At 46.3% G+C, this 22,171-nt stretch carries 11 protein-coding genes and 3 pseudogenes; all 14 read right to left on the reverse strand.

Features of this window, described 5'->3' with window-relative positions; translation table 11 throughout:
- Positions 1 to 102 precede the first annotated feature (102 nt).
- Positions 103 to 1,185 (reverse strand): sensor histidine kinase, encoded by a 1,083-nt coding sequence (locus tag EJP82_RS23520; RefSeq protein ID WP_127194511.1) that lies wholly within the window; start codon positions 1,183 to 1,185, stop codon positions 103 to 105.
- On the reverse strand, positions 1,175 to 1,900 hold the full coding sequence (locus EJP82_RS23525) for a response regulator transcription factor (RefSeq protein WP_127194512.1): 726 nt from the start codon (positions 1,898 to 1,900) through the stop codon (positions 1,175 to 1,177). The genes EJP82_RS23520 and EJP82_RS23525 overlap by 11 nt, the downstream gene beginning before the upstream one ends.
- Positions 1,901 to 2,152: 252 nt before the next feature.
- On the reverse strand, positions 2,153 to 3,505 hold the full coding sequence (locus EJP82_RS23530; RefSeq protein WP_127194513.1) for a D-arabinono-1,4-lactone oxidase: 1,353 nt from the start codon (positions 3,503 to 3,505) through the stop codon (positions 2,153 to 2,155).
- The gene (locus EJP82_RS23535; RefSeq protein WP_127194514.1) at positions 3,493 to 4,683 is read right to left on the reverse strand and encodes an amino acid deaminase/aldolase; all 1,191 of its coding nucleotides are present in this window, start codon (positions 4,681 to 4,683) and stop codon (positions 3,493 to 3,495) included. Before EJP82_RS23535 ends, EJP82_RS23530 begins: the two co-directional genes overlap by 13 nt.
- A 286-nt stretch (positions 4,684 to 4,969) precedes the next feature.
- Positions 4,970 to 5,200 (reverse strand): annotated as a pseudogene (locus EJP82_RS23540) (sigma-70 family RNA polymerase sigma factor); the annotation flags it as partial.
- A 235-nt stretch (positions 5,201 to 5,435) separates the two neighbouring features.
- Complete coding sequence (locus EJP82_RS28530; protein ID WP_246054406.1) at positions 5,436 to 11,090, reverse strand: S-layer homology domain-containing protein; 5,655 nt, start codon at positions 11,088 to 11,090, stop codon at positions 5,436 to 5,438.
- Between the two features lie 108 nt (positions 11,091 to 11,198).
- On the reverse strand, positions 11,199 to 13,478 hold the full coding sequence (locus EJP82_RS23565; RefSeq protein ID WP_127194515.1) for a GH32 C-terminal domain-containing protein: 2,280 nt from the start codon (positions 13,476 to 13,478) through the stop codon (positions 11,199 to 11,201).
- Positions 13,475 to 15,943 (reverse strand): PfkB family carbohydrate kinase, encoded by a 2,469-nt coding sequence (locus EJP82_RS23570; protein ID WP_127194516.1) that lies wholly within the window; start codon positions 15,941 to 15,943, stop codon positions 13,475 to 13,477. The genes EJP82_RS23565 and EJP82_RS23570 overlap by 4 nt, the downstream gene beginning before the upstream one ends.
- A 28-nt stretch (positions 15,944 to 15,971) precedes the next feature.
- Entirely contained in the window at positions 15,972 to 17,597 is a 1,626-nt protein-coding gene (locus EJP82_RS23575; protein ID WP_127194517.1) for an ABC transporter substrate-binding protein, read from the reverse strand.
- A 107-nt stretch (positions 17,598 to 17,704) separates the two neighbouring features.
- The gene (locus tag EJP82_RS23580; RefSeq protein WP_127194518.1) at positions 17,705 to 18,601 is read right to left on the reverse strand and encodes a carbohydrate ABC transporter permease; all 897 of its coding nucleotides are present in this window, start codon (positions 18,599 to 18,601) and stop codon (positions 17,705 to 17,707) included.
- Between the two features lie 13 nt (positions 18,602 to 18,614).
- Positions 18,615 to 19,532, reverse strand: a complete 918-nt coding sequence (locus tag EJP82_RS23585; RefSeq protein ID WP_370877712.1) for an ABC transporter permease — start codon at positions 19,530 to 19,532, stop codon at positions 18,615 to 18,617.
- A 273-nt stretch (positions 19,533 to 19,805) separates the two neighbouring features.
- A complete protein-coding gene (locus EJP82_RS23590; RefSeq protein WP_127194519.1) occupies positions 19,806 to 20,774 on the reverse strand; it encodes a LacI family DNA-binding transcriptional regulator in 969 nt (322 codons plus the stop codon).
- 165 nt (positions 20,775 to 20,939) lie between these two features.
- Positions 20,940 to 21,097 (reverse strand): annotated as a pseudogene (locus EJP82_RS28685) (sigma factor-like helix-turn-helix DNA-binding protein); the annotation flags it as partial.
- Positions 21,098 to 21,423: 326 nt separating this feature from the next.
- Positions 21,424 to 21,857: pseudogene (locus EJP82_RS28940) on the reverse strand (IclR family transcriptional regulator).
- Positions 21,858 to 22,171: the final 314 nt, after the last annotated feature.

A 22,171-nucleotide genomic window follows, 5' to 3' on the forward strand; every position in this document is an offset into this window, starting at 1 on the left:
TCTTGGTGCTGAAAACCGACCTTTTTGAACTCGCACTATAAGAGAAATTGTAGAGGATGAAAGTAACATTCAGGTAAACGACAGACGAATTCTAGGCTAACTTTACAGCGGGAGCATGAGCGTTATACTTGTGCCGACGTTAACAGTGCTAGTCACACGAATGTCTCCTCCATGTGCCAACACCAGCTGTTTGGCAATCGCCATACCAAGTCCCGTCCCCTCCGAGCGTGAATCGGTAGTCGTCCCTCGGTAATATTTATTGAAAAGACCTTCCAATGACTCCTCGTCCATCCCAATTCCATCATCGGTAATCCTAATGTTTAGGTGAGTAGTTCGCGTGATTTGGATGTGGACCTTCGTCCCGGCTGGATTATGCAAAATGGCGTTAAGCAACAGATTGTTTAGCGCCCGCCCAAGTAACTTGATGTCCAACAGCTTCTCCAAATAGGGTTCGTCGGCTTCAAAAGACAAGTTATAACCAACAGCCCTCGGATCATTGGCCACATCAACCATTATTCTTTTCACATATTCAACGAGGTCCGTTGGTTCCAAATTTAGAGGGAGCTGTTGGTCATCCATTCGAAAAGATAAATTCAAATCGCCAATGAGCTCTTGCATATGATCGGCTTTATGCTCAATCTCCATCAAAAACTTCGTTTTTTCTTCCGTATTCCATTCATAGTGAGGGGTAAGCAGCATAGAGGAATACCCTTTAATATAGGTGAGCGGGGTTTTTAAATCGTGGGAAATACCAGCAATCCACTCTTTTTGCATGTTATCGCTATGGCTTCTAGCCTGCTTGCTTGTCTCTAAGACATCCGCTAAGGTATGTAATTGAACAATTAGCTCTTTATACAAGTGATAGGGTCTCTTTAGCTTTTTTTTGTTTCTGGAATAAATTTTGCGATGATGATCTGGCTCCACGTATATACCACTGGCCAACCGATTAATCCAACCTATGATGTAGAATAGCGGCTTCCCTATCGTCCAGCCAAGAAATAGCACAAAGAATACGATAAGGAGGAGCATGCCGTTCAGCACGAAAGCATCCTGCCTATCCCCCTCCTGGGGCAATAGCCATTCTATTAGAACAAAAAGCTCTATGTTTATGAGCACGGCTAGAAGAACCAGACTTAGGGTTACATGAATTGCAAGACGAAAGATGAGACGAAAATTAACTTTCATGAGCAGATCCTTTCTTCGGTGGAAGGAACTTGTAACCGATACCCCGCAAATTTACAATAAGCTTCGGATCAGCCGGATCTGCCTCCAGCTTTTTTCTAAGTCTTGATAGATGGATAACGACTGTTTTCTCATCCCCCATCAGCGCCTTCCCCCATACTTGCTCATACAATTGAAGGGCCGTGAACACCTGGTTTGGATTCTCGCACAGAAAAACGAGTAACTCGAATTCTTTGGCTGGGCAATGAATATCGGTTCCATTGACCATCACCTGAGCAGAAGATTTATTCACAACAAATACACCGTAATCAAAAATGTTTGATTTATGTAGGACACGTGGTTGATACAGACTTTGCCGACGTAGATGAGTCTGGACCCTCGCAACAACCTCAAGCGGGTTGAAGGGCTTGGTGATATAGTCGTCCCCACCAATGCCGAGCCCCATTAATTTATCCAAATCACCTGAGCGTGCAGTCAGGAATAGAATCGGAACCGACGTAAGCCTGCGGATGTCTTGGCACAGGGCAAAACCATCCGTATCGGGTAGCATTACGTCGAGCACGATAAGATCAAATGAAGTAGCCTCGACTCGGCGCAAAGCCTCGCTTCCTGTAGTCACTGTGACAACTCGTTCGAATCCTTCTTTTTTCAATAATGTTTCTAGCATGGTCAAAATACCTTGTTCATCATCAACCAATAAGATAGTCTCGCTACGCAATCTTACCCCTGCCTTTATATGTATAATGTAGAACGGAAGTAGCCTCGGATAAAATAAATCTCTTTCCTCACATTCTGCATCTTACCATATAAATCCTCTGTTGGTGGGCGGTGAATGTAACATGTAAAAAACATGAGCACACTCAGCATAGTTAGGAATCATCGCTAAATAAAACAGAAATAGATAATTCAAAGCAAGCCTCGAACCCATACCGGATTCGGGGCTTTTTAAATACCAATCATCATGAACTCGTTACGTTTCAATAAGCTCGTGCGTCTGGTCGCTCAATTCCAGCATTTCCACCAAGTAAGGGTTCAAGAATACACCCGAAGGATCAAGCTCTTGTCGAAGACGAAGAAATGCATCCCACTTCGGATATACCGATCGGAGCTGCTCCGCGCGCATCGTGTGCATTTTGCCCCAATGAGGTCTCCCGCCATACTGTCTGAAGATATCCTCTACTTTGGCAAAAAAATCAGCATACTCCATCCCCCGATACATATGTACAGCGATATAGGCAGAATCACGTCCAGTCGCCGGACTGAGCCATACATCGTCTCCCTGTACATAGCGGCATTCGATTGGAAAATGAACAGCAAATCGATACCGATCTACCGCATTACGTATTTCCTCCAGTACGATTCGCATGTGATCTACCGGTACGCTGTACTCCATTTCGTTAAACCGAACGAGCCGTGGCGTCGCAAAAATGCGGTGACTATACCCCACTTCTTGTACATCCGGTACACCTGCTGCCGATAATCGGCTTATCGACTTACAAAGGCGCGGAATGATGCGGCAGCACTCCGACATAACCCAGAACAACACATTCTCCATCAGCAAGACCTTCCAATAACTCCAACGGCTTGGCGTTCCGGGGACCTCATCCGTCTTATTGGTCAGTTTTATTTGAGCGACATCCGTATAAGGGAACCAATAAAATTCGAAATGACGGTTTTCCTTTTTGAATAGATCCAGGTGATCAAAGCATTGGGAGAATGATATTTTGCGACTCGTATAGCGAAGTGCATACGAAGGTACAACACGTAGCTTCACCTTCACGATAATCCCGAACATCCCTAATGACACCTGCATCGCCCGAATAAGCTCTTTGTCCTGCTCGGCTGAACATTCGATAGTTTCCCCAGTCGCTATCACCACCGTCAAGCCTACCGCTTGAGTTGCGAGGCTCCCGAGCCGCGCTCCCGTCCCATGTGTTCCTGTACTGATCGCTCCTGCAATGGATTGCGCATTAATATCGCCAAGATTCTCTTGCGCAACGCCAAAGGCATGCAATTCTTCCCCGAGTCGGTCCAGTTTCGTTCCGCCCCACACTTCAGCAATGCCCTTCTCCGAATCAACAGCAATCACACCCTGCAATTGATCCAAGGAGACCAATACATCATCGGTCTGGACTAGCCTCGTAAATGAATGTCCAGATCCCACGACACGCAGTTTCCATCCTACGGCGGCGCATGTCTTAACAATCTCGACCACCTCTTCTATGCTGGCAGGATATACGATACTACTCGGCAATCCACGTACGAGTCCTGACCAATTCCGCCATTCTTTCTTATTGCGCTCCTTCAAATTTATAGATAACATAGCCCGTCCCCACGATATGTCGTCGTCTCGCCAACGATACCGTTATTCGAAATGTAGTAGAGATGTGTGAATCGTTCGCATAACTCTCCTGCTTTGCTATGACGCATAAAGATCGGATCGCCGAGTTCCAGCTCTTCTGGCCCGTTGTAGCGAATTGGTGTCTGGACTTCGCCTGCCCCTTCCATTGCAAGGAGTGAAGCACCTTGTGGTAGGTATGGACGCGGCAGTTTGTCGCTGCCTCCAGCTCCCGAAGCCGTGTACCCACCGCCTAAGCAGGTGTAGAGATCACCGCGCGGCTGACGCACGATCTCGATCGCATATCCTGCGGCGGGAAGCAAAGTAAAGTCCCGGTAGTGGTCAAATAGACCGGGCGAATAAAACCCCGATCCAGCCGTGACTTCGGTGACGACTGGCTCCACGCTACTTGTATGAAGACTGCCCGTGCCACCTGCATTCACAAACCGCAGTGGAGGAAGGCCCATGCGCTCGATCGCCGCGACTAGCTCCGCCCGCCGGATAGCGGCTTCACGGATCGAGCGGCGCTTGAGTAACTGCACGAACGCATTCTTCAGAGCCTGCCTCGGCACACGGTCGCCTAAGCCTGCAACCTGCGCTTCGTAACCCATGAGCCCCTCGAGCACGACATGCTTCGACTGCGCGATGCGCTTGATGAGGTCAAGCGCTGCATCTGTGGAGCGTATAGGTGAGCGCCATACACCGAAATGCAACCCCGGGACATCTATCGACAAATCGATGTCCACACAGAGCGGCAACACCACGCCGTACTTGGCGGCTGCCACTTCCGCCTGCTCGACATGCGCCCTGCAGTCGACCATCATCGTGATGCTGCACCCTTCACGCTGATGCCTCGCGACGGACGCGAGCTGGCGTGCGTCCACCGCTGGATAGCCCAGCAGCAAGTCGGTGAATCCTTGCTCCGCGAGATAGAGTGCTTCAGGCACCGTGAAGCACATGATCCCCTGAAACTGTGCATTTTCCTGAAGAATGCGCCGGAGCACATCAACAGAACGGATCGATTTACTCGCAATACGGATCTTCTTCCCACTCGCCCGTTGAAGAACGCTCTGAATATTCTGCTCCAGCATATCCAGATCAACGAAGGCAAATGGCATCGGAATCCCGGTGCAAACTTCCTTATAGTAACGATAATCACGCACTTAACCCGACCTCCCTTATAGGGTAGATACATAATTTCTTGTACTATTAATATTCTTACAATAGAGAGATAGTCCATTATTTCGGGCTCTCACAGGAGCCAATTGCGGGAGTAACCATTGGCTTGGGTTACGAGGGCACTACCCCGCCCGATCCTATTCCCAGATGTATCAAATGTCCTATCACTCGCTCCTTGATAGAACAGAGATTTCTCATCGGAATAAATAAAAACTCTCCTGAGTGGTTCCAAATGGAATCACACAGGAGAGTAGGTACAACATATTTATCTCACCGCTTCGCCTTATAAAACTCATGATAGAGCTTCATGAGCGCCCGCTTCTCAATCCTTGACACATAGGAACGGGAAATGCCGAGCTCTTTGGCGATTTCGCGTTGGGTCCGTTCTTCTCCCCCATGCTCCAACCCGAATCTTCCTTTTATCACTTCCTGCTCCCGTGCGTCCAAGATATCGAGATTTCGGTAAATTTTACTCTTCTCCATCTTCAGTTGCACCCGATCGAAGACCTGAGGTTGTGGACACGAAACGATGTCATTTCTTAATGAAAATGCTGATACTCAATGAGTATTCTTTAAAGTCGGGCCGCCACCATTGCATCAAGTTGAATTTTCAGTTCTGCCCTATACATTCTGCTATTTGCTCTAAGTGGTTAAGCGTTCTTTTAGTGCAACAGAAAAAGCCGGCGTCATGGCGAACGATAACATCACCTTGATTGACCGGCTCTTCCCTTATCAGTTATTTATTAATCTTGTCAAGCAATCGCGAGATAATTTGCGCACTTTCTGCACGGTTTACTTTTTCTTGAGGCATGAATAAATCCTTGCCACGGCCGCTGATTAAGCCAAGTTCCTGTGCAGCAGCAACCGCATCTACAGCCCAGCCGCTGATCGTCCCCGCATCTTTAAAATTACTCATTTGATGAATGGCAGCATTCTGCCCAGTTTGAAATAGATAAGCTTTGTAAATCATGGCCGCCATTTCTTCACGGCTTATGGTTTCCTCTGGTGCGAACGTATCCTTGGTTTTTCCGGTTATGATTCCCGTTTCGTATGCCGCGGCAATGGATGAAGCATACCATTTCGTCGGATCAACATCTTGAAATGCAGTTGAGTTCGAGGCCTTTATTCTCAGTGCCCGGCTAATAAACGAGACAAACTCAGCTCGGGTCACGTTTTGCTTGGGTGCAAATGCCGTATCGCTTACACCGAGAACTATCTGCTTCGCAGCCATCTTCTTGATCACGTCATGAGCCCAATAAGATCCATGAACATCAGTAAACGATTTGTCATAGATAAGGATGGCATACATACTGAAATGGCTCACTTCCGCAGTCATCCTATCGCTTGCATAGGTTCCGCCCGCATACTCCAAGCTGCCGTCATCGGCGATAGAATGGATTCCAGCCAGAGCCAGGCGGGAATTCTCATTTAAACTCAGCCTGATTGTGACTGGTTTGGAGAATTTCTCAAGCTTAAGCGCTGTTCCATCGGCCTTCACAATAGATAATTTGAAGGTATAGATCTCTCCTAAAGCTGAAATGTCCGCTTTATTCTTGCTTTGGACCCGTTCCATCAGTTCTTTAATCTGATCTGCCGATAATATGTCTATTTCAAAGGAGATTTGGGCACGTTCAAGTTCTTCTCTTGTAACCAGCCCTTGCAAATCCTTCAATATTTCGGCGGAAACTTCGATCTCTGCTCCACTATGTTTAATCTTCAAAGCGTTCTTGCCGTCGTTTGCCGCCGTTTTAACCGGGAATAGCACCTGCCGTTCACCCTTAGCCAATTCGAATGAAAGGCTATTTTGACTGTCCGGTTTACTTGGGGTAACTCCGTTGCGTACAGAGCTGTCCATATCGACAGGATTGGATGGAGCAGGTGGATCGATCGGTTCTGTCGGATCTGTTGGATCGGTGGGATTCTTCACCTTAACCGGTACGTTGAAATCATCGACGTTAAAATGTCCAAACCCGCCAGTGGATTGGTCAACCACCTTAATGTAAAGCTCTTCGCCGATATACTGCGACGCATCCCAAATCTTCCTTTGATATTCCTCATAATTGGTTGCGGTCTCTTTAAACAACTCTTTGCCGTCCAATGCCCGGACCAGCGCAACATACAGCTTATCCAGATCACGCCCGCCGCTGACAAGGAAATTAATCACACCATTCCCGCCAAGAACAAAATTTTGTGATTTCAGCGTTCCTGTTAAGCTATCACCACCGCCTGCCTCATTGAAACCCCACAAATGATAGCCGCCTGGTATTTTTTGCGACGGATTGAAATAGATCGTATCCCAGAAAAACTGGACATGGGTCACATGGACATTCTGGAAGGCATCTCCTTCCGGTATCCAGCCTGTTAAATCGCCAGTAGCAAAATCATGGTTAGGTAGATCCGTAATATCCGTATACACCGAGTTGTCCCAGTTATCTGGAACATAGACCGGAGGAGCTGGTTCACCCGTCAAGGCATTCATATTCCATACTTCCATCGACTTGACCGTAATATCTTTGTCGGCCCAGACCTTCAAGCCTAGTGAGTCGTATCGGCCTACGTAGACGCGGGTTGTCAGCTTTTTCTTATAATTAGCAAAGGCTTCGATAACCGAGCGGTCCAGGAAAATATGAAGCTTCAGGTTCTCTCCGTCAAGTTCGACGTATCCGCCTTGAATACCATCCACGCGTACATCCGGGTCAATGCTGCTCTTGGTACGATCCACATTAAAGGTTCCGTCCGTCTTATCATAGTAAATCAGCGTTTCCTCCTGTCCATTGTCGGTACGCCGCACCTTAAGACCGAATTTCTGGGCATCGCCTGGATCGATTTCCATCACAATTTCCAGCATGTCTCCTTTGACATTATGGATCAATTGATTGGCAGTCTGCATATTTTTGTCCGCAAAATCAACTAATTTAGTACCCCGGAGACTCTGTAATTCTTGAATCGGCTCAATGCGCAATTCATCATGCTCATCCAGGCTTAGGGAAACTGGCAGCGCCAGATTATGAGCCCATCCCGCTTGATATTCCGCCTGCGGCGTTCTTACGTTTTGTACCATGGAGTAAACGACCGTTCTTCCGTCAGGTGTGACCATCCCGCTCTCTGCGGTTAGATAACCATCGCCTACATCCATTTTGGACGGTGTCTCCTGATCAGGTATAAATTTAAAATTGTCCCTGTCCCAGGTTCCAATCCAATAAAAAACCTCAACATCTCTTTTCACATCATTAGCTGGAGCAACATGCTCCGGTTTTTCATGGGGATTAACCATAAAAATGTGCTTTTGCTTGCCCGTACTATCTTGGCCTAATGGCAATAATACCGGTAGTTCCCATACCGTACCGAGCTCCGGATATAGATTTCTGTCACTAACGTATAAAGGCCCCTTATACTCCCAGTTGTACATATCGTCGGATACATACACCAAAGCTGTGCCGCTGCTGAAGTCTTGAAGGCCAGACGTCACTAACTGATACCATTTATCTACCTCTTCGTCGTACCATACAAATGGGTCCCGAAACTCATTATGGATGCCATTTCCATTCTGTTCTGTAACGGGTTCGGGATATTTCACCCATTGCTCTAAATTGGGATCCGACAAATCGGCCGGAGTCGCCAATCCTGTTCTTTGGTTCGGCGACAACGAGTCATTTCCGGCAGTATAGAATAGTACCGGATTGCCGTTGCGATCATATGCCGCGCTGCCTGACCAGGCTCCATCCGGATCAAGGCTGCCAGCTTCAGGAGCAAGAGCAGGTCTCACATTTTCCCAATGAACCATATCTTCACTCACCCAATGGCCCCAATGGATTTGATGCCAGTATGGACCTTGCGGGTTATGCTGATAAAATAAATGGTATTTGCCGTTATAATAAATTGGTGCATGCGCTTCATTCATCCAGTTCTGCGGCGGCATTGCGTGGTACTGGGGACGGTGCTGATCTCCGTCAAACACACTTGGATCCTCATCAATATCGCCATTCGGGATTTCCGGAACCGAGCCGCCATGAAGCGCTTTCACATCCTCGTATTCAGTAAGGATCTCCTGAGGAGTAAGGGCTTTGTTCTGCAACTTCACTTCATCGATAAGTCCGCTAAACATATTGTAGGAGAATAAACCTGCCAACTCTACCGGTTTATTATTTTTACCGATCATAAGATTTTCAGTAGATGGTGTAATCGGAATATCAACGGGGGTAGCTTGGGAAGCCACTTCCTCACCGTTCAAGTACAACTTAATGATTCCATCCTTCTTGTCGAAAGTAGCTGCCATATAATTCCAATTGTATTTTTCTAATGGATGATCTTTGACCCATACCTGAATCCACTGGCCGCCAATACCGACCTGCATCGACCAAGTGCCGTGCCGGTACATGCCAAGCTCGAAGCCTTCCGCGTTATCTTGATCAGATTGGCTAATGATTGTAGACAGCTTGTTTCCGTCTCCCCATTCATAGCTACGTGGTGCAACCCAGGCTTCAAGCGTTATCGCATCACGTACTGGAACAACATTTTTTGCATTAATATCGATATCATTCGAGTAACCATCAAACAGCAACGCCCCGCCTTTTACTCCGCGTGGAGTCCACCTAGGGTCTTTAGAGGCCATATACCTAGCATCGTTAAATACATAATTCACATCATGCTCAAGATTGCTTACTTCCTCAAGTGCCTTCTTTCCTGTCCCTTCGTCAAAATTCATGTAGAATATGTTGCCCACAGCATGAGTCTGAAAAGCATCAACAGAAATACTGGCTTGAATCGATTGATCGATAACTTTGATGTAAAGCTTCTTATTGTAGTATTCTTGCATTTTCCACGAAATTCTCTCATTTGCACTGACGTCCCCGGTCTTCTTGAGCAGCGTGTTAGTGCTGGCATCATATAGTGCAACGTAGGCATCCTCCGGATTGTCGACACCTAAAATTATGAAGTTAATCGTTCCGGTTCCCTGAAGCGTGAAGATGCCCGAGGTAATCGAGCCCCGTCCCTCCAATGAGGATTTGGCATAAAAGTTACCCTCTTTACCGGCCTCAGCTTCATTGGTTACTTGAAAAGCACTGCCATCAACGGTCCAACCATCAAAATTTCCGGTTTCAAAACCTGGATTCTGCATTTCGGTCGGCATAATGTTATCTGCCATGATTCCTTCTTCCGGTACGAGTTCATTAAAGGTGTTAAAAGCGTCCGCAAATATGAGTCCCCAATCCGAATCCCCATTATCGACAATCTCTATATATAGCTTCTTTCCGATAAACTTGGAGAGATCGGCTTTATATTGCTCCATATTCGCAAATCTCAAGCCCTGGACCGGATCCGGAAAGCCGGAATCGTTAAATTTGGTATTTCCGTACCTGGCAATCAAGTCTCCTGTATCCGCATCGATGACGCTCACGTACACTTGATCCGTGTGCTTGCCTCCGCCCAGTCTGAAGGTAATCCAGCCCGTTCCCCCCAGCTCGAAGATGCTGGAGCGAAGTACTCCGGTCGCAGATTCGGCATACTTCCAGCCGTTTAAATGATAACTGCCTTCCTGGTTGTACGGAATTTGTTCCTCCCACCAGGTTGTTTCATCCGAAACGCTATTCGGACCGAAAGCATCGCCTTCAACTACTGTCCATCTCGATAAATCTCCGGTTTCAAAGCTAGGATTGTCAATTTGATAGCGTTTGAAATCCGGCTTGATATCCGTGGCGACAATTCCCTCGACCGGCTCGGATGGATGGTACATGAAGAAGGCGTCCGCAAATATCAGTCCCCAATCCGAGGTTGCATTATCGACGATCTCGACATACAGTTTTTTACCCAAATGTTCTGAAATATCCGCCTTATATTGCTCCATATTAGCAAGCCGCATGCCCTGATCGGGATTCGGGAAGCTAACGTCGGCGAATACACTGTTGCCATATCTGGCAATAACTTGCCCCGTATCAGCTTCTACGATATTGACATAGATCTTGTTAGGATTTTTTGCACCGCCAAGCTTGAAGCTGATCCAGCCGCTGCCGCCTAGCTCGAAGGTGCTGGAATGAAGTACACCAGTTGCAGCCTCATTAGACTTCCAACCGTTTAAATGATAGGCCCCTTCCTGGTTATACGGGATTTTTTCCGCCCACCACGTATTTTCATTCGATACGCTCTCCGAGCCAAACGCATCGCCTCTAACAACCTTCCAACCTGTCATATCCCCAGTTTCGAAACTGGGATTTTGGATTTGATAGACCGCATCCGTAGCGGATGACCCCATATTCGAGTTTAAATGGAGTTCCTTCCATACATCAGCCCCCGCTTCGGCTGCCGCCGGAATTCCGGGAACTACAAGCTGGAGTACCATAACCCATATAACCATTTTGGAGATCCAAGACTTTCTATCCTTAACTTTTCTCATTCAAGAGCCCCTTTCACATTTAATAAAGCGCTTTCAATATGCAGGTGTAAACTTCCTGAATGTATATTTTTCTCTAAGCCTACAGGCAAGAAGCGCCTAGGCGCTTCTCTACCAAATAGACTGCATATTCCATACTTCCATAGATTTAACAACGAGTTCGCCATCTCCCCAGATCTCTAGCCCCAAGGCATCCTCACGGCTCGGGTAAACCCGGGTCGTCAGGCTTTTCAATCCATTGGCATAGGCTTCAACCATAGAGCGGTCCAAATAGATGTGAAGCTTCAAATTCTCACCTAGAAGTTCCAACTTTCCGCCCTGAACCCCTTTGCATTTTTCTCCCGGATGCAGTGTCGTCTTCATCCGATCCACCAAGAGGTTTGCTTCATTCAAATCATAATATAGCAGAGTTTCCTCTTCTCCATCGGGTGTACGCCGAACCTTGATTCCGAGTTGTGTGGCACTAGCCGGTTCCAGCTCCACTTGAATCTCAAGCATGTCACCTTGAACATCCCTTAACAATACATTAGCCTCGGCCAATGACTTGTCATGGAACGATATCCGCTTAGCACCACGCAGGGATTGAAACTCTTGAATCGGCTCTATTCCCAGCCGTCCATCATCCCGCAAATACACGCTCAATGGCAAGCCGGCGTTATGAGCCCAGCCCGATTGATACTCCAGTTCGGACGTCCGGTCGCCTTGGGCGATCGTAAAGACGATGTTTCTGCCGGTCTTCGGATCCACCATTCCGCTCGGGCCGGTAAAATGGAAATCGCCAACGTCAATCAGTTCAGGCTCCTCCCGATCCGGAATGAACGAGAGATGTTCTTTATCAAGCCGCCCTATCCAATAGAACACCTCGACATCGGCACCTTTTCCCACAGGACTGACCAGTAGAAGATGCTTGTTCTCACCCTGCTTGTCGGTGCCAAGGGGAAGAAGGACAGGGAGCTCCCAGATGGGTCCAAGATAGGGGAACTTCTGAATATCCGCTTGATAAAATGGTCCTTTGTATGTCCAATTCAGCATATCCTTGGATGCAAATGCCAACGCTGCTCCACCTTCGCCTTCGATCCCCGATCCAACCAGGGCGAACCAGCCTTCATCGTCCTTCCACACGAACGGATCGCGAAAATCTCCGAATGCGCCCATTCCCTTCTTCTGTACAATGAGCGGCTCTGGATGTTTGACCCATTGAACCAGATCAGGGTCACCATCCCGTGAATAAGTGCTCCGGGCAAGTGCCACGCTTTGATTCGGCGAAGCACTGTCATTGCCCGCCGTAAAGAACAGGACCGGCAGACCGTCCGCATCATAAGTTGCGCTTCCCGACCAGATCCCGTCCGGTGCAAGCTGGTCCTTTTCAGGTGCCAGGGCCACGGGAAGATCACGCCAATGCACGAGATCCTTACTTACCCAATGTCCCCAATGGATCTGATAAAAGAACGGCCCTAACGGGTTATGCTGATAGAATAAATGATATTGCCCATCAAAATAGATCGGCGCATGCGGTTCGTTCATCCAATGAGCGGGTGGGCTGACATGATACTGCGGTCTGTGCCGATCAAGTAATAAAGGTGTGCGATCCAGCTTGATCTCCTCATATTGCACCAGCGGCTTGACGCCTCCATGCGCGGAATCCAGCACATGCCGGTAAGAGGCGGCCACTTCCTCAGCACTTAAAGCCCGGTTATATATTTTCAGTTCATCGATGATACCGCTAAACATCTGGAGGTTGAATACTTCCCCCCACAGGCTGCTGTGATTATTCTTGCCAATGAGCAGATCCGTGCCCGCTGCCTCGGCGAGGCGGGAACCGCGAGGCACGGCAGACGAAGCAATTTCACTGCCGTTCAAATACAGCTTGATTTCACCCTGATTCCCATCGAATACAGCGTTTACGTAAGACCATTCATTCTTAGGCAGCTCATTACCGTCCGGGGACCAGATTTCCGTCCAGCCCCCTTCTTCGAGTCCCACCTGAAAGGACCAACTGCCGTGTCGGAACATGCCAAGCAGATAACCCTGCTTGCGGTCCATGTTGTGGCGGTTCACAATGGCAGCCAACTTATCTTCATAGCCCCAATCATAGGTGCGCGGCGCAACCCATACACCGATGCTTAGTGCTGATAGAGATTCCGGCCCGCTGTTTGCGTCTCCCTCACTGACCGGATGGGCAATAGAAGTCGAGTAACCGTCGAACAGGAGCCCGCTTCCCGTTACTCCCTGTCTCCACTGCGGATCGGTCGGTTCGGTAAACTTTGCTTGATTAAATACGTACTGAATCTCATCCCGGACTTGAGATACTTTCTCCAGAGCGCTTGCTCCGGCCCCTTCATTAAAAGGCCAATGCATGATTAATCCCTGATAATCCATTGGGTAGCTCATGCATCATCCCTCCCTGCAGTCAGCTCAGCAGTGCTACCGGGAATAGTTATGGATTTAAGCGTATGGATCTGAAGCGAATTCAGTACAACCTGCCCTGATTGCGTGCTTACCTCAACATTCTCAATCGGAGCGTCAGGGAAAATTTGATCTGTCAGTGCAACCAGGCCATGATCCGCATACACTTCAACCGAATTGCGGTCCAGCCAGATATTCAGCTTGATCTTTCCGTTCAACGCAGCCATTCCGGCACCGTGCTTGATAGCAAACGATGAGTGGAAATCCGTAACCCCCGATTTTGAACGGTCGATGAACAACCATTGGCGCTCAGGGTCAAATCCGATCACAATCTCGCTCTCCCCAGAGGACTTCAACTCGAGACGAATCTCCTCACTGGATTGGATATCGATATCCGCTTCAATTTCCAACAAATCTTCGTTCACCTTATGCATAAAAGGGGTCTCTGGCGTAACAGTGACGTCATTCCAACGCATGGATTCTTTGCGCAGCTGCTCCATTTCCCGGACAGGCATTTGGGTCAATGTCACACCCTCGCCCCGGTCGGTCAGTGACAAAACGCGCGGTAGAGTCATAGCCCCTCTCCAGGAACCGGTAGGTGTCTCGTTGGCATACTTCCAGTTACTCATCCACCCGATGATCACGCGGCGTCCGTCTTGCTCAGGGATATCCGACCAGGTAACTCCCGCATAGTTGTCTCTACCATAATCCAACCACAGGATGTGATCAGCTTTATTGTCATTAATGAAGTTATTTCCGTCGAACTCTCCGATGAAATATTGCGTACGCGATCCTTCCTGACAATCGGGATTATCGCCGATGCTTATGATAAGTACCCATTTGGAACGCCCAGTGTCATCAATCGGCAATTCAAACAGATCAGGGCACTCCCAAACTCCGTCATGCGAACCTTCTCCTTTACCGAATTCACCGGTCAGCGACCATTCACGCAAATTTTCAGACCGGTAAAACCGGACATGGTCTCCCGCAACAAGAGCCATAATCCAACGCTCGCTTTGCGGATGCCAGAATACCTTCGGGTCCCGAAAGTCAACAAGCTCATCCTCTGTGAGGACGGGGTTCCCTTCATATTTGTGCCAGGTTTGGCCTTTATCGCTGCTGTATGCCAAGCTTTGCCGCTGGCGCGGCTGTCCGGTCTCCGGATGTGTATTCGCATGGGTAAAGAGCGCAACCAATCCATGAGAACCTTCGAACAATCCACTGCTATTCTTCCAATCCACCACACAGCATCCAGAGAAGATAGCGCCGTGCTCATCCGGGAACAGAGCGACCGGCAGATGCTCCCAATGAACCAGGTCTTTGCTTACTGCATGGCCCCAATGCATCGGCCCCCATTTATTATCGTAAGGATGGTGCTGATAGAATAAATGATAGCTTCCCTCGTAAAATACTAATCCGTTCGGATCATTCAACCAGTGGGATGGAGGTGAAAAATGAAAGCCCGGTCTGAAACGCTCATTATTGTGCTGTTTATTGGACTCTATCATCTGGTTGATCTCTTCTGTTGTCGGCATTGCGCCAAGAGCCCCCTTCCGTGTTGTTACCAATGCTCCGCCAGCATTAGCAAATGTCAGCATGCTAACGATTTGCTGGTTGGTCAGATCATTCAAAGAACTTCCCGTTTCCAGGATCTTATACAACAAGCATCCCAGAAAAGCATCCCCGGCTCCGGTCGTGTCGATGACCTTTACTTGGAATCCCGGCACATATCCATCCTGACCAGCCAAACGGTAATAGCAGCCTTTTTCCGCTAAAGTGACAACGATCAACGAGATATCAAATTGTTGCCCCAGCTCCAGTGAGCCTTTTTCAACATCGCTGGTACCCGTTATAAAAGAAAGCTCTTCTTCTGATATTTTCAAGATATCGGCATACTGCATGCCCCAAAAAATATTCTGCCTTGCTTCCTCCTTACTCTCCCATAACGCAAACCGGATATTCGGATCGAAAGAGAGCAAAGTTCCTGCTTCCTTTGCCTTAAGAACGGCCGTCTTTGTTGCCGTACGGGCCGGTTCATGGGTCATGGACAACGAGCCAAAGTGTAGAGCCCGACACGATTCAATCCGATCGAGCGGGACATCCTTTGATTGTAAGAAGGTATCCGCTCCCGGCTTCCGGAAGAAGCTGAAGGAACGGTCTCCTTTGTCATCCAGATGAACAAATGCCAACGTTGTACTCGCTTCATTGGTAAAAGAAACGTCAGACACATCAACACCACACCTAAGCAGCGTGTTATGCAGTAATGTACCGAATTGGTCCTCCCCAACCTTGCTAATCAATGCTGATCTGGTTCCTAATCGAGCTAAGGCAGCTGCTACGTTAGCCGGAGCTCCTCCGGGATTGCATTCAAATTGCTCGTTTCCCCCAGCTGTGCGACCCGCTGGAGTAAAATCTATCAATACTTCCCCGATAGCAATAACATCAAGCACAGTTTCTCTCCACCTATCATCTAGTTATTTATTTTTTCAGATTTGCATTATAACGATCCAGTCCAGTTTGATAAATCTCCATTATTTCGTTTAAACCCATCTTTTCCAGTGTCTTCACATAGTTGTCCCATTGTTCATCCGTGCCGCCATCAACAATGAATTTACCTCTTTGAGTATTTACATACTTAATCAGTTCAGGCTCAATCTTATTGATTTTGTCTAATTCCTCTGGCTCAAAGAAGATACTTGGATAGTTTTCCTTTTCCATGTATGCATTGTAATATTCCTCTAAATCCTCAGCGCGCTGTTGGGCCCGTGGCTCCATATCTACAACTTTTCCGAAGTCCTCAAAAGTAATGACGCCAGGTCCGCCTGAACCTGGAGCAACCTTTTGACGGAACTCACCTGCAGAAGTTCCCTCAGGAAGCGGCAAGTTCACCAATTTCCCATTTTCGTCTTTCTCGTATACGATATCCAGTGGACCCCAATGGATTTGAGCGGCCATGTAAGGTTCATACTGCTCATCAATCCAACGCATTGTGACTTCTGGTTTACTGTTTTCTTTTGTAATTACAAAGGCCCCACGTCCCGGACCACCGCCATTAGCGCGTCCGATCGTTTGATCTCCATTTGGTCCTTTCAGCGGAGACAACAGAGCATAATCCTTACCGCGCTCAGTCCCGACAACCTCCTCGACTTCCCACCAGATATAAGATCCCAGCGTCTCATCTGTCGTTTTGCCTTTGGCCAGATACTGTGCTGCGTCCTGCGTGAAGGATTCCGGATCAATCAGACCCTGCTTATACCACTTTTCATGGAAATAATTCAGAGCTTCCTTATATTCAGGCTGAGTAGCGGTAAAAATTACTTTTCCATCGCGAACGACTCTATGCTCAAGGTTATCCGGAAGTCCGAATGCCCCGAAAATTCCAGCAATATCCATACACCACTGCATGTGCATAAAGCTTAACGGGATTTCATCTTGCTTACCATTGCCATTCGGATCCTGCGTTTTAAAAGCAAGTAGTGCTCCCGTGTATTCATCCAGTGTTTGTGGCATTTTCAGACCAAGCTTATCAAGCCAACTTTTATTTATGACATGAAAGAAGGGGTTGGTTCCAAGATTATTATCTTCCCAAGATGGCAGCCCATAGATGTGCCCATCCGGCGCCGTGATCGATGATTTGATGTCAGGCCGGCGGTTAAGAAGCGCTTTCAAATTAGGCGCATATTGATCAATTAAATCCTCCAGCGGAATAATGGTTCCGTCTTTACCGTAACTGATTAGCTCGTAATCGGTAAATCCAGCTCCGTAGAATGCATCCGGCAAATCCCCGCTCGCGAGTAACAAGTTTTTCTTTTCTAGATAATCAGTGTCAGGAATGTTCTTCCAGTTGATCTTCACGTTTGTATCCTTTTCCAGCCGCTTGAAGATTTCCATCTCCGAATACTCGGGTGCCAATGCAGCTTTCGGAGATACCATTGTTAATGACACTGCTTCGTTAACAATCGGAAGACCGACTTTATTGAAATTTGCTTCTTGATCCGGACTATTTGCCTGATTTTTTGACCCATTACCGCTACCCGAACATCCGCCGAGCACAAACGCCCCGGCTAACACAAGAATCCCTGCATTTTTGAATACTGATTTCATTGTACATAACCTCCCTTTTATTCATCGCAAGCTAAAGTCATACATTGCCTTTCCCCGTATTATCTGAATATTGCTACACATCCCCCCTTTCAAGCTCCATGTCAATATCAACCCTTGATTGAGCCGATCATCACGCCTTTAACAAAATACTTCTGAAGGAAAGGATACAAAATCAACAGTGGCAGACTGGATACCATGATGACACCGTATTTGATCAGTTCTGTAACGCGCATTTTCGCTGCGTAGGATTCCACATCGATCATCATGCCGGAGTTGACCTGATTCTGTACAAGAATGTTGCGAAGCACCAATTGTAGCGGATACTTGCTTTCATCGTTCAGATAGATCAAAGCGTCGAAGAAACCATTCCAGAATCCGACAACATGATATAGCACCATTACAGCCAGGATGGACTTGGACAAAGGCAGGACGATGCTCCAGAAGAATCTGGTGTTGGAACATCCATCAATAGATGCCGCTTCCCACATTTCGTCCGGTATGGACGATTGAAAAAATGTTCTAACGATAATTACATTGAATACACCGCCTGCTCCAGGAATAACAAGCGCCCAGATCGTATTCAGCATATGGAGATCCTTAATCAGCAAATAGGTTGGGATCAGCCCACCACTAAAAAACATCGTAACTAGCAAAAACCACATAAATGCAGATTTACCTACCAAATTTCTACGAGCTAACGGGTAGGCCGCAAAAACAGTCACAGCTACTCCAATTAATGTTCCCATAGTCGCGTATAAAATCGAATTGGCATATCCTATCCATATCGATGAATCACCAAAAATCCGCTCATAACCATCCAACGTGAAGCCTTTCGGAAACAACCAGACCTCACCTGAGTAGATATAATTAGGATCACTGAATGATGCAATCAGTACAAAGTACAACGGAAATAATACGAGCAGCATAATTATGGTCAACAGAATATAGTTGATGATGTCAAACCATGCATCTCCTCTGCTCTTTCTTTTCAATAATTGATTCAAAATGAACTCCTCCTTACCACAGGCTGGTTTCTGTCATCTTTTTGGCGATCCGGTTGACGGTGAAAATCAGGATAACATTGATAAATGAATTAAACAGACCGACTGCCGTAGAAAAGCTGTATTGGGCCTTCTGAATCCCCATTTCGTACACATAGGTCGGAATAATATTAGAGGTCGCATAATTCAAATCACTCTGCATAAGGAACGCCTTTTCGAACCCGATGCTCATAATGTTGCCGAGTGCGAGAATCAGCAAGATAACGATCGTCGGCAAAATACTTGGAATATCCACATACCATACACGCTTCCATTTGCTCGCTCCATCCATCGTTGCAGCTTCATGAAGTTCAGGATTGACCCCGGCAAGAGCAGCGAGGTAAATAATGGTGGCGAATCCTGTTTCTTGCCATATTCCTGATAATATATACAAAGGACGGAACCAACCTTCATCGGCCATAAACAGAATGGGATCTCCTCCGAACAAGGTGATGACGTGATTCACAATTCCACTATTTGGAGACAAAAATATATTAAGCATTCCGATAAGTACAACGGTAGATATAAAGTGCGGTGCATAAATCACTGTCTGCACAAATTTCTTGTATTTCTTACCCAGCATCTGATTCAACATAATGGCGATGATGATTGGGGCCGGGAAGCCAAACAACAACGAAAGAAAACTGAGTGAGAGCGTATTCGTAATGATTGTCCAGAAGTTATAGGAATTGAAAAAATCTATAAAATGCTGAAACCCTACCCATTCACTTCCCCAGATCCCCTGACTTGGTGAAAAATCCTTAAAAGCAATTTGCACCCCATACATCGGATAATACCTAAATACGAGATAAAGAATAATGATCGGCAGCAAAAATAGATACAATTCATAGTCACGTTTGACTTGACTCCATCTTTTTTGATTTGGTTTGATCATGGAATGATCCGCCCCGTTGGTTCTTGATTTCACTCTTATACTCCCTTTCATGTAAAAGTAATTAACCATATTGAAACGTTTCCAATTTGTTTAATTAAAACGCCACTGGACAGACCTTGATTGATTTATACCAAGAATCCATCGAATGAGCTGATATTTTTCAAATGTAATATAGTCATTTTAAATAAATGAAACGTTTCCAATTCAGCTCAGAAAAACGTCATTTGGTACATCTATACCGAATTAGCTGATGTTTTTCTGATCCAAATGGAGTCAAGTAGTTTCACCTTGCCTGAATTTAACGGGGAGACGATATACTTGTTTATCCAAGGGTATGCCTTCAATCTTGTTATAGAGAAGTCTGATTGTCATGCGTGCCATCTCTTCCACCGGTTGCCTAATCGTTGATAATATAGGATGAAAATAAGAATGATCCTGAATGCCGTCGTAACCAATGACCTTTACATCCTCTGGAATACGAATACCTTGCCTGCGTGCTCTTTCTATATAATTAGCGGCTAACATATCTGTAATAGCAAAAATACCATCTACATCGCCATGCTTATTTAGGAACTCGTTAAAATAGGCATTGTCATCCACAATAGGATCTGGCTTTTCGTAGATCACATAATCGACTCCCAAAGTTTGCGCCTCATGAATGAACCCTTTTTTCCGATTCATGGTTTCACTGAAAACGGAAGTGACGCTTCCCACAAATGCTGGTTTTCGGACTCCCGCTTTAACCAGTTCCCTTAAAGCTAGGCGCCCTCCCTCATAATTATCCGAAGTCACGCAGGTTATTTTCTTGTTAAAGTGTCTGTCGATACTTACAATCGGAATGGCATCGCCTATATTATTCTCAATATCGTTATAAGTAATACCGACAATACCTGCCACTTTATTTTGCCGAATCATATCCAGATAATACAGTTCCTTTTCAGGCTTGCCACCGCTATTGCATAGCATGAGCTTGAAGCCTTCAATATCTAATTCATCTTCAATGTAATAAGCCAATTCAGAAAAGAAAGGATTCCAGATACTTGGAAGCAGCAAGGCTACCATCTTGGATTTCTGCATTTTGAAATTTCGAGCCACTTCATTAGGAATATAATTAAGTTCTTGTATAGCCTCCTCTACTTTTCTGCGTGTATTGGGTTTTACAGCGCCAGAGTTATTAATGACTCTGGACACGGTTCCCACTGCAACACCAGCTATGTTAGCTACATCTTTAATGCTTGCCATCTGACACCTCCAGCTCTGCTACGAATTTATAATAACACCATATTGGAAACGTTTCAATAATTATTTTGGAAACGTTTCAACATGAACCAAGAAGTCTCCTCAAGAAAATAAAGACCTAGCATAGCTCGGTTCGGCACTAAGATTGTATTATTCTTTTCACTAATATTAAACTGCTTTCGATCTATGGTAAAAATACCCGTAAAACTCATGATACAGCTTCATAAGCGCTCTTTTCTCTATCCGCGATACATACTCCGGCTGATACCGAGTTCTTTGGTGATTTCGTGCTGGGTCCGTTCTTCTCCCCCTGTATCCAGTCCAAAAATCTCTAGATGTTAATGATTTATTATCAACTAACGGAAGACGTTCAATGAAGGACTCTATACAAACTATGACTGGAAAATATAAAAATAATTATAAACAGAAAGAATGCCTTCAATTTATCGGAAAATGAATAAGGAGTAATATAAGAATGCCCATTTGAAGTTTTACCAGAACGAATACAAACTTTATTGATGATCAACTACTTCCTATGCAAAGTAGAAGGTGGTGGCCTTAGCCGTCACCGTCATTTGTCTCCGTTATTTCGGACGGTCTTCAATTCATGGACCAATATAGCCGAGATTTTTGGAGATTTCTTTTGCCGCCTTCATGATTTTTTTTGTATGTGCAAAAGTGGCTGATGCTGCAGACGTTGGACTGGAACTACCAACGTTAACGTCGCGACCACGCCTTTCGAGTAATCCTTGATGGGGGCTGCGCAGGAAACAATGTCCTCCATGTACTCGGATTCACAATAGCAAAAGCCGTTTTCACGGATATAGGCTAGCGCTTTAGTAAAATGCCCGGTTCGGTGACGGTTTTTGGAGTGTAAGGCGTCAAACCGTTCGCCAAAATCCGTTTGATATTTGCCGCTTCGTGAAAGGCCAATAATAGTTTTCCTTCGCTAGTGCAATGGCCCGGGTTTCGGCCGCCAACATAAGTCAAAACGGAATCCGGATGCGAGCCCTCCATCTGCCCAATATAAACGATCTCATCCTCCAATATAGAAACGAGAACAGCCTCCCCTGTATCCTGGACCAATTCGTTTTCAATACAGGAAGTGCCGCATGGTTAATTTCCAATTGGGAAGTAACGATGCAGAAATGAACGATATTATTAATCTTCATAGAAAAAAATTATCGAATAAATGAAAATTACGCTAGATAAAATAGCTCATAATAAATGAGTTATTTTATCTAGCGCTTTTTATTTTTCTTAAAACTTTGAATTTGAATTAGCCTCTATAATTCTTGACGAATATCTTCTCCAGAACATATATGAGAGCCCACACGTCGCATTTAGTCTCTCTGTCACCGCTTCGCCTTATAAAACTCATGATACAGCTTCATGAGCGC

This window comes from Paenibacillus anaericanus (assembly GCF_003994475.1).
Lineage (GTDB): Bacteria > Bacillota > Bacilli > Paenibacillales > Paenibacillaceae > Fontibacillus > Fontibacillus anaericanus.

Excerpts from the sequence above, each read along its gene's own strand:
- EJP82_RS23530 (WP_127194513.1), bottom strand. The coding sequence starts at position 3,505 with ATGTTATCTATAAATTTGAAGGAGCGCAATAAGAAAGAATGGCGGAAT.
- EJP82_RS23590 (WP_127194519.1), bottom strand. The coding sequence starts at position 20,774 with ATGGCAAGCATTAAAGATGTAGCTAACATAGCTGGTGTTGCAGTGGGA.
- EJP82_RS23565 (WP_127194515.1), bottom strand. The coding sequence starts at position 13,478 with ATGAGCTACCCAATGGATTATCAGGGATTAATCATGCATTGGCCTTTT.
- EJP82_RS23520 (WP_127194511.1), bottom strand. The coding sequence starts at position 1,185 with ATGAAAGTTAATTTTCGTCTCATCTTTCGTCTTGCAATTCATGTAACC.
- EJP82_RS23575 (WP_127194517.1), bottom strand. The coding sequence starts at position 17,597 with ATGAAATCAGTATTCAAAAATGCAGGGATTCTTGTGTTAGCCGGGGCG.
- EJP82_RS23585 (WP_370877712.1), bottom strand. The coding sequence starts at position 19,532 with ATGATCAAACCAAATCAAAAAAGATGGAGTCAAGTCAAACGTGACTAT.
- EJP82_RS28530 (WP_246054406.1), bottom strand. The coding sequence starts at position 11,090 with ATGAGAAAAGTTAAGGATAGAAAGTCTTGGATCTCCAAAATGGTTATA.